The organism is Microvirga sp. P4_G7, from assembly GCF_056401005.1.
Genome location: NZ_JBFUKD010000088.1, coordinates 1 through 8,947, shown reverse-complemented (window position 1 = coordinate 8,947; position 8,947 = coordinate 1). Strand labels below are relative to the sequence as shown.

General features: G+C 61.6%; 9 protein-coding genes. 6 read left to right on the top strand and 3 right to left on the bottom strand.

All coding sequences use genetic code 11. The features are described 5' to 3' along the window. Together AC1DT3_RS06500 and AC1DT3_RS06495 are read right to left on the bottom strand one after the other, a co-directional pair. Window positions 1-395 (bottom strand): LysE family translocator (locus AC1DT3_RS06500; RefSeq protein ID WP_477464435.1); only part of this gene is annotated, 395 nt, incomplete at its 3' end. A 27-nt stretch (window positions 396-422) separates the two neighbouring features. Further along, entirely contained in the window at window positions 423-1,058 is a 636-nt protein-coding gene (locus tag AC1DT3_RS06495; protein WP_477464434.1) for a glutathione S-transferase family protein, read from the bottom strand. A gap of 141 nt (window positions 1,059-1,199) precedes the next feature. On the opposite strand from AC1DT3_RS06495, the gene AC1DT3_RS06490 reads away from it, so the two are divergent. The 6 genes from AC1DT3_RS06490 to AC1DT3_RS06465 all read left to right on the top strand — a co-directional run bounded on the left by AC1DT3_RS06490 (window position 1,200) and on the right by AC1DT3_RS06465 (window position 6,040). Continuing rightward, window positions 1,200-2,021 carry a polyphosphate kinase 2 family protein gene (locus tag AC1DT3_RS06490; RefSeq protein ID WP_477464433.1) on the top strand — a complete coding sequence of 274 codons (822 nt, stop codon included), beginning with the start codon at window positions 1,200-1,202 and terminating at the stop codon, window positions 2,019-2,021. A 32-nt stretch (window positions 2,022-2,053) separates the two neighbouring features. After that, entirely contained in the window at window positions 2,054-2,860 is an 807-nt protein-coding gene (locus tag AC1DT3_RS06485) for a GNAT family N-acetyltransferase (RefSeq protein WP_477464432.1), read from the top strand. A 43-nt stretch (window positions 2,861-2,903) separates the two neighbouring features. Further along, window positions 2,904-3,740, top strand: a complete 837-nt coding sequence (locus AC1DT3_RS06480; protein ID WP_477464431.1) for a universal stress protein — start codon at window positions 2,904-2,906, stop codon at window positions 3,738-3,740. A gap of 6 nt (window positions 3,741-3,746) precedes the next feature. Next, window positions 3,747-4,679 carry an SMP-30/gluconolactonase/LRE family protein gene (locus AC1DT3_RS06475; RefSeq protein ID WP_477464430.1) on the top strand — a complete coding sequence of 311 codons (933 nt, stop codon included), beginning with the start codon at window positions 3,747-3,749 and terminating at the stop codon, window positions 4,677-4,679. Between the two features lie 128 nt (window positions 4,680-4,807). After that, window positions 4,808-5,740, top strand: coding sequence for a DMT family transporter (locus tag AC1DT3_RS06470; protein ID WP_477464429.1), 933 nt, complete (start codon window positions 4,808-4,810; stop codon window positions 5,738-5,740). Window positions 5,741-5,827: 87 nt separating this feature from the next. Beyond that, a complete protein-coding gene (locus AC1DT3_RS06465) occupies window positions 5,828-6,040 on the top strand; it encodes a hypothetical protein (RefSeq protein ID WP_477464428.1) in 213 nt (70 codons plus the stop codon). 15 nt (window positions 6,041-6,055) lie between these two features. Here the strand turns inward: AC1DT3_RS06465 and AC1DT3_RS06460 are convergent. Continuing rightward, the coding region (locus AC1DT3_RS06460) for an efflux RND transporter permease subunit (protein ID WP_477464427.1) at window positions 6,056-8,947 on the bottom strand (2,892 nt) is incomplete at its 5' end.

Below are 8,947 nucleotides of genomic sequence, written 5' to 3'. Positions count from 1 at the left end.
AGATACAGCATCGCGATCTTTGGATTGAGGAGGTTCGTCAGAAAACCCATGACGAAGAGCTTGCGTGGACTGTCGGCTGGTAGCTCCTTCACCTGAAACGGCGAGCGTCCGCCGGGTCGGACGGCCTGCCAGGCGAGATAGGCGAGGTAGGCAGCCCCGAACAGCCGAAGGGCGTCGTAAGCGTATGGAATGGCGAGAACCAGCGCCGTGATGCCGAGCGCCGCACTCAGCATGTAGAACACGAATCCCAATGCCACTCCGCCCAACGAAATCAGTCCCGCGCCCCGCCCTTGGCTGATCGAGCGAGAGATGAGGTAGATCATATTCGGGCCGGGAGTCAGCACCATCCCCAACGCGACGGCGCCAAAGGCGAGGAGTGCGGTCGATTGCGGCATTGCGGTATACTTCCGGCTTGAGGTCCCTCAGAAATACGGCGCTTTGATCCCCTCGGCGTCAAGCGCTTCCCGCACCGCCGGCCGTGCCGCGACACGATCGGCGAGAGCCCGGAGATTGGCGAGATTGCGCGCCGGGCGCGGCATCCCCCGACTCCAGCGGATCAGCATGAAGAGAAACAGGTCGGCAGCGGAGAAATGGTCTCCCAACAGCCATTGCTTCTCGCCCAATTGCTCCGAAATGCGATCGAACATCGCCTCGAGCCTCTCGCCGGCCGCTTGCTTCACGCCAGGAATGCCGCCCTCTTCCGCTGTGTGCTCATGGGGATAGAACCAAGAGAGGAACTCGACCTGCGGAGTGTTCGAAAGATGGACCATCCATTTGTAGAAATGCGCCCGTTCCGGCGAACCGAGGGGCGGAGCGAGGCCCGCCGCCGGAAACTTGTCGCAGAGATGGAAAACGATGGCGGCTGTCTCGTACAGCACCAAATCCTCGTCGGTCAGGGCCGGGATTCGACCGTTGGGATTGAGCTTGAGATAATCCGGGTGCTTGTGCGCCTGCTTCTCCCGGTCGACGAGGCGGAGATCGAAGGTGGCGCCGGCCTCGCGCAATACCATGTGCGGCAGAAGGCTGGCATTTCCCGGATAGTAGTAGAGCGCGATCATACGCAGAAACCTTCGATGCGAGTGCGTTCCTCCCTGGTATTCCTCGGCCGTCGAGCCGTAAAGACGGAGATACGACCCGGGCCCGTTTGTCGACAGGACAGTGAGACCGCCCTATTCTTTCTGCGCTGGAAAGGATGCCCGATGGCTGATGTAAAGGACCTGATCAAGAAGTTTCGCGTAAAACCTGGCGATCATGTCAAGTTGCGGGACAAGGACGCCAACGACGCCAATGGTTTTCCAGACAAAGATGCCGCAAAGCAACTCACCGAAACGCTCGCGCTGAGCATCAACGATCTGCAGGATCGCCTGTACGCCGAGAACAAGCGCGCACTCCTCGTCATCCTGCAAGGGATCGACTCGGCCGGGAAGGACGGCACGATCAAGGCGGTGTTCAGCCAAACAAGTCCGCTCGGCGTCGATGTCACCGCGTTCAAGGCGCCGAGCGAAGAGGATCTCGCCCACGATTATCTCTGGCGCGTGCACAAGGCATGCCCGAAGCGCGGCATGATCGGCATCTTCAACCGATCGCACTACGAAGACGTGCTCGTCGCCAAAGTGCATAAGCTCGCGCCGAAGGACGTCATCGAGCAGCGCTATGACCAGATCAACGATTTCGAGAAAATGCTGACCGAGAATGGTACGGTCATCTTGAAGTTCATGCTCCACGTATCGAAGGATGAGCAGAAGGAACGCCTTCAGGCGCGGCTCGATGAGCCGGACAAGCGCTGGAAGTTCAATCCGGGYGATCTCAAGGATCGCGAGTTGTGGGACGATTTCATGGATGCTTATGAGATCATGCTCGATCGCTGCTCAAGCTCATGGGCGCCCTGGCATGTCGTTCCCGCCGACAAGAAGTGGGTCCGTGACGCGATCGTGGCTTCGATCGTCAAGGCAACCCTCGACGACATGAATCCGACCTATCCGGACGTTTCCTGGAAGAAGAGCGAGATCAAAATCCCTTGACTACCGCTGCTTCCCTGACTTCCGATCCTTCCATGACATCCGATCGCGCATTGCTCGACCTATACGATCGCCACGTCCGGATGCGGACCGGATCGCTCTCGCCTGGATATGCGTGCGAACGCGTCGGTCAAGTCACCCGCCTGATCGGACCCGGCCCGGGCGCCGACAGCAACGCCGTGCTTCACGCGGAGCTCTCGCAGGAGAACGCCGACGCGGCGATCGCAACCCAGATCGCGTTCTTCCGTAATCTCGGTCACGGCTTCGAATGGAAACATTTCAGCCACGACGAACCCGCGGATTTGGCGGACAGGCTGAAGGAGGCTGGTTTCGAAGCAGGCGAGCCGGAAACATTGACGATCTTCGACCTTTCCCAGCCGTTCGAAGCGCCCAAACCCGATGTCGGGATCGTGGTCGACAAGCTCGACAATCAGGCATCGATCCGCAATGCCATCTCTCGCGTCAACGAGGCCGTCTACGGGGACCGCACCTTTGCCGGCTGGATCGCCGACACCATCGCCGAAGAATGGCGGGCCGATTCCGATGCGGTCCAGATCTACGCGGCTCACTCGGCGGAGGAGTTCCTGAGCGTCGGCTGGATGCGCCATCGGAGGGGCGACGCCTTCGGCGGCCTGTTCGGGGGCTCGACACTGGAAGCCTGGCGCGGCCGGGGTCTTTATTCGGCGCTGGTCGCGGCGCGCGTCGAGGAGGCGAAACTTCGCGATTGCGCCTTCCTCACGGTCGATTGCAGCCCGATGAGTCTGCCGATCCTCGAGCGCCGGGGCTTCAGACCGCTAAGCACGATCACGCCCCACATGTGGAGCCCAACGAAAGAATCGTAAGGCTAGGCTTGTCGGAAGGCCGGATGCGGACAACATTAGAGATATGAAGAACATACTCGTCCCCGTCGAAGACCATGGCGTCGTCGAACCCGCCCTCGAAACGGCGCTTCTGCTCGGCCGTGTGTTCGACAGCTACATGGAAGGCATGGCCGTTACATCGGAATACCCGGTGGTCCTTCCCGTGGACATCGCCATCGGGGTGCCCTCGCCGTATACCCCGGAAAGCCGTGCGGACATCGCCAAGGCCTGCCGAGAGCGCTTCGAGGGTCTGATGCTGGCGAAACAGGTTCCTCGTGCCTCGCAGGCCGCGCCGGGCTTCTCTTTCGGCTGGCGCCAAGACGGATTGATGGACGATGCGGATGTGGGCGCTTACGGACGGATTTTCGATATCACCGTCCTCGGCCGTCCTGATGGCTCCGACGGCCAGACCCGGCTCTCCACCGTCGAGGCGGCTCTGTTCGAAACTGGGAGACCCGTTYTCATCGCGCCGCCGCAACCGACCCGTGCCATCGGCGAAACGACCGTGATCGCCTGGAACCGGAGCACGGAAACGGCTCGAGCCGTCGCGGCGTCGATGCCTCTTCTGCACAAGGCACGCCGGGTCATCGTTCTCGAACTCGAAGGCTGGGGCTCGTCCGGGCCCGGAGGAGCGGACTTGGCACGCTCGCTCCGCCTTCATGGCATCAGCGCCGAAGCGATGACGGCGCCCGATCCCTCGAACAAGCCCGGCGACACCATTCTCGCCGAGGCGACGGCTCTGGGATGCGACCTGCTCGTCAAGGGAGCTTATACGCAGAGCCGCTTGCGGCAGATGTTCTTCGGTGGCGCGACGAGCCATATCCTCGCGAGCACCACCATTCCTGTGTTGATGGCTCACTAGACGACCGTGCGTCCTCCCCTTGATACCATCAGGGATGTAGGCGTCGTTCTCGACCCGCGATTCAAGCCCCTCGTCAACAGCACCGCGCGCCTCGAAAAGATAGCCGAGGGTTTTCGATGGGCGGAGGGCCCGGCCTATTTTCCCGCCGGCCGGTATCTGGTGTGGAGCGACATCCCGAACGACAGGATGATGCRGTACGACGAAACGACCGGCGAGGTTGGAATTYTTCGCTCTCCTGCGGCTCATTCGAACGGCAACACCGTCGACAGGCAGGGCCGCCTCGTCACGTGCGAACACGGCGCTCGCCGCGTCACGCGCACGGAGCACGACGGCTCTCTCACGGTGATCGCTAGTCACTATGACGGCAAGCGGCTCAACTCTCCCAACGATTTGGTGGTGAGATCGGACGGGTCGATCTGGTTCACCGATCCGGCCTACGGCATCGATTCCGACTACGAGGGTCACAGGGCGGACAGTGAAATTGGCGGCTGCCATGTCTATCGGATCGATCCGGATACGCGGCTGGTAACACTCGTCGCCGACGATTTCGTCAGGCCGAACGGCATCGCATTCTCGCAGGACGAAACGAAACTCTATGTCGCCGACAGCGGGTGCACCCACGTCCCGGACGGTCCACGGCACATCCGCGTCTTCGACGTCACGGCGACCGGGCGGCTATCGAACGGGAGAATCTTCTCCACATGCACGAACGGCCTCTTCGACGGCTTCCGCTTCGATTGTCATGGCCATCTGTGGACGAGCGCCGGCGACGGCGTGCATTGCTATGCCCCCGACGGCACGCTGATCGGCAAGATCCTCGTTCCTGAAATTGTCGCCAATGTCGTGTTCGGCGGCCCGAGGGGCAATCGGCTTTTCATCTGCGCGACGACCGCGGTCTACGCGATCCTGCTCTCGGTCAGGGGTGCCCGGACCTTCTGAAGGCCGAGCTCGGCTATTTCAAAGGAGGCATGCCCTTGGGCCGCTTGTAAATCGGCGGCGCTTCAACCATGAGTGAGCCCGCTTTCGCGATTCCACCTCTTCGCGGAGCGGGTTCACAGGTTCTGTTCATGTCGACGTCTGATTCCACTCTCTCGCCCGCGCGGTCCGGTACGTTGACCGGCATCGCCTTGATGTTGCTGGGAATTTTTCTGTTCTCTCTCAACGATGTCATGGGGAAATGGCTGGTTTCGACCTTTTCGGTCGGCCAATTGCTGCTCATCCGCAGCATTGGCGCGCTGCTCGTTCTGTGGCCGATCATGCGCAAGCAAGGGATCCCTCTGCGCGTCCCCCCTCGCCCCAAGCTCCACCTTCTGCGCGTCTTTTGCTCGACCCTCGAGGTGGCATGCTTCTATTGGGCGGTGACCTATATGCCGCTTGCCGATGCGATGACGTATTATCTCGCCGGCCCCATCTATGTGGCGGCCCTCGCTGTTTTTCTGTTGGGCGAGCGCCTCGACTGGTCGCGGATCGCCGCGATCCTGATCGGTTTTCTGGGTGTCATCGTCGCGCTGCGACCTTCGGGAGACAGTTTCGGATTACCGGCCATCGTCGCGCTGACCGGCAGCCTGTTCTATGCGGTCCTGATGGTCATCACGCGCAAGTTGCGCGACACGCCGGATACGACCCTCGTGCTCGGGCAGATTCTCGGCGCCATCATCTTCGGCTTGATGACCGCACCTTTCAGCTGGGTGCAACCGGGCTGGGTCGAGCTCCTGAGCCTGTTCCTTCTCGGGATCGTCTCCATGGCCGGCCACGCCTGCGTCAACCGTTCCCTCAAGCTGGCGCCGGCCTCGGTGGTCGCGCCGTATCAATACACATTGATCATCTGGGCGATCCTGCTCGGCTATCTCGCGTTCGGCGATGTCGTTCGGCTCCCGACCTTGATCGGCGCTGCGATCATCTGCATCGCCGGTCTCGCGTTGATGCTGTTGGAACATCGTGCGGCCCGGCGCAGAACGCCGGTGCAGGATATCGAGCCGCCGATCCTGCCTGAGGCCTGAGGAACGGCGATTTTGGTTTCACGAAGCGCAGCCGTTCTCGACTTCTCGGCGCGAGCACATATCTCTCCTGCACGAGGAGAGATGACGATGCGAATTTCTGTGATCCTGTCTGCCGCGGCTCTGGGGACTCTGACGCTTGCCGGTTGTACCGCAAAGGCCCCCGGCGTGTTCCAAGCCGAGCAGGTCGCGCCACCGCCATCTGCGGCTGCCGCCACACGCACCACCCGTGCGACGAAGCCGACGAAGCCGCGTCCTGCGAGTACGCCAGCCGTTCGCAAGCCGCTCAGTGTGCCGAGGTAGAGGCCTCGACCCGCGCTACGAACCCGCCTGTTCGGGTGCGTGGGTTGCCGCGGTGGCCGGGGGTGACGGCGTCTCCTGGGGCGCCCCGCGAAAGGTCTCACGCATCCTCTGCACGAGCACATAGAGAGTCGGGATAACGAAGATCCCCAGGAACGACGCCGCGATCATGCCGCCGAAGACCGCGGTGCCGACACCACGTCGGCTCAGGGCCGCCGCCCCTTGCGCTGTCACGAGCGGGAGCACGCCGAGGATAAAGGCAAAACTCGTCATCATGACGGCGCGGAACCGCAGCCGTGCGCCCGTCGTCGCCGCTTCGAGGATGGGGACGCCTTTCTCCCTTTGCTCCTTTGCGAATTCGACGATCAAGATGCCGTTCTTCGCGGCGAGCGCGATCAGAACGACGATGCCGATCTGCGCGTAGACGTCATTGGCGCGCCCCAGAACCCAGAGGAAGAACATCGCACCCGCAAGGCCCACGGTAACGGACAACAGGACGCTGATCGGTATGGAGAAGCTCTCGTAGAGGCCGACGAGGAATAGATAGGCGAACAAGACGGCGAGCGCGAGGATGAAGCCGGTCTGTCCCGCGGCCTCCTTCTCTTGCGCCGCGCTCCCGGACCATTCGAAGGAATAGCCGGCCGGCAGGGTCGATTTCGAAATCCGTTCCATCGCCGCGATCGCCTCGCCCGATGAATGTCCCGGCGCCGGCGAGCCGTTGATGGTCACGGCGCGGTAGTTGTTGAAGCGCATGATCATCGAGGGTCCAAGTCGGAGGCTCGCCTCCGCCAGAGCGCGCAATGGCACCATCTGGCCCGAACTGTTGCGGACGTTGATCCGATAGATGTCCTCGACATCGTTGCGATCGTCGGCATCCGCCTGGATGACCACCTGCCAAGTCCGTCCGAACAGGTTGAAGTCGTTGACGTAGTAGCCGCCGAGCGAGGCTTGCAGCGCAAGGAAAATGTCTGTCGGAAGAATGCCGAGCGTCTGGGCCTTCTCGCGATCGATGTCCAGGTAGATCTGCGGCGTATCGGTGTTGAATGTGCTGAAGACATTCGCGAGCTCGGGTTGCTGGTTCGCCACAGCGATCAATCCGCGCATCRTGGCCGCAAGTTCCTGCGGTGAGCGTCCTTGGAGATCTTCGAGCTGATACTCGAAACCACCCGTCGTGCTCAGGCCGATGATCGCCGGCAAGTTGAACGGGATGACGAGCGCCTCCCGCAATCCAACAGTTTCGACCCGCACACGCTGCAAGAGGGCGTCGACATGGAGCGACGGATCGGTACGATCCGCATATGGCTTCAATGTCACGATCATGAAGGCGCTGTTGGACGAAGCGAGCCCGTTCAGCATGCTGTAGCCGAGCACCGTCGTCACGTCGTTGACGCCGGGCATCTTCAGGATCAATTGCTCGACCTGTTCGGTCGCGAGCGTGGTCCGACCGACCGTCGCACCCTCGGGCAATCTCACCTCCACGAAGAAGGCCCCTTGATCTTCCTCGGGCAGAAAGCCGGTGGGCGTCACCTTCGTGAAGTAATAGGCGAGAAACGCGGCGAGCCCGACGAACACCACGCCGAGGATCGCTCGTCGCACGAGACGGGCCACGATGTTCCCATATCCGTCGCGGATCTTGTCGATCCCCTTCGATATCCGTCCCATGATGCCGCGCGAGCCGTGGCTCCGCTTCATCAGGATGGCGCATAGTGCCGGACTTAGCGTGAGCGCGTTGATCGCCGAGAGCAGCATCGCCACCGAAACCGTGACGGCGAATTGCTTGTACAGCTGTCCCGTGATGCCCGGGATGAAGCCGACTGGAACGAACACAGACAGGAGAACGAGCGTAATGGCGATGATCGGCGCCGTGATCTCGGTCATCGCGAGTTTGACCGCCTCCTTGACGGGCAGATCTGTCTCCTCGAGGACACGCTCGACGTTCTCGACGACGACGATCGCGTCGTCCACGACAATGCCGATAGCGAGGATCATCGCGAGGAGCGAAATCGTGTTGGCCGAAAAACCAACGGCAAAGAGGACCGCGAACGTACCGATCAGTGAAACCGGAACGGCGATCATCGGAATGAGCGTGGCCCGGATGTTGCCGAGGAACAGGAAGACGACGATGACGACGAGAACGAAGGCCTCGGCGAGCGTCTTGATGACCTCGTGCACCGTGTCGTTCACGAAGACGGTGGTATCGTACGTAATCTTGTAGTCGACGCCGGACGGAAAGCGCTCCTTGAGCTCATTCATCGTCTTGCGGATCCGCTCCGCCGTGGCGAGAGCGTTGGAACCGGGGGACTGGAAGATGCCGATATTGGCGTCGGCTCCGCCGTTGAAACGACCCGTCGTATCGCTCGACTGAGCACCGAGTTCGACCCGCGCGACGTCCCTCACCCGGACCACTGAGCCGTCGGGGTTGGACCGGATGATGATGTTTTCGAATTCCTCCGGCGTGCTCAAGCGGCCGAGCGTTTGCAGGGTCAATTGCAATTGCTGCTCGGGTGGCATCGGCGGCGCGCCGATCCGGCCGACCGCCGCCTGAACGTTCTGGTTCTGGATGGCTTTGATGACGTCGCTCGGCGCCAAATTCAAACTCGTCAGCGTGTCCGTCTGAAACCAGATCCGCATGCTGTAGTTCTGCGCGCCATACAGAAGCGCCTGGCCGACGCCCTCGATGCGCGCGAGCGAGTCGAGCACGTTGATGATGCCGAAATTCGAAAGGAACAGGGAATCGCGTTCACCGTTCGGCGAATAGAGCGCAATCATCTGCAACAGGGCGGGCGATTGCTTGCGGACGGTCAGGCCTTGCTGGCGCACGTCGGACGGTATCTGCGGTTCCGCGAGGCTCAGGCGGTTCTGAACGTTGACCGTGTTGATGTCGGGATCCGTACCGACACGGAAATACAC

Coding starts and splice junctions, on each gene's coding strand:
- AC1DT3_RS06495 (WP_477464434.1), bottom strand. CDS start 1,058: ATGATCGCGCTCTACTACTATCCGGGAAATGCCAGCCTTCTGCCGCAC.
- AC1DT3_RS06485 (WP_477464432.1), top strand. CDS start 2,054: ATGACATCCGATCGCGCATTGCTCGACCTATACGATCGCCACGTCCGG.
- AC1DT3_RS06470 (WP_477464429.1), top strand. CDS start 4,808: ATGTCGACGTCTGATTCCACTCTCTCGCCCGCGCGGTCCGGTACGTTG.
- AC1DT3_RS06465 (WP_477464428.1), top strand. CDS start 5,828: ATGCGAATTTCTGTGATCCTGTCTGCCGCGGCTCTGGGGACTCTGACG.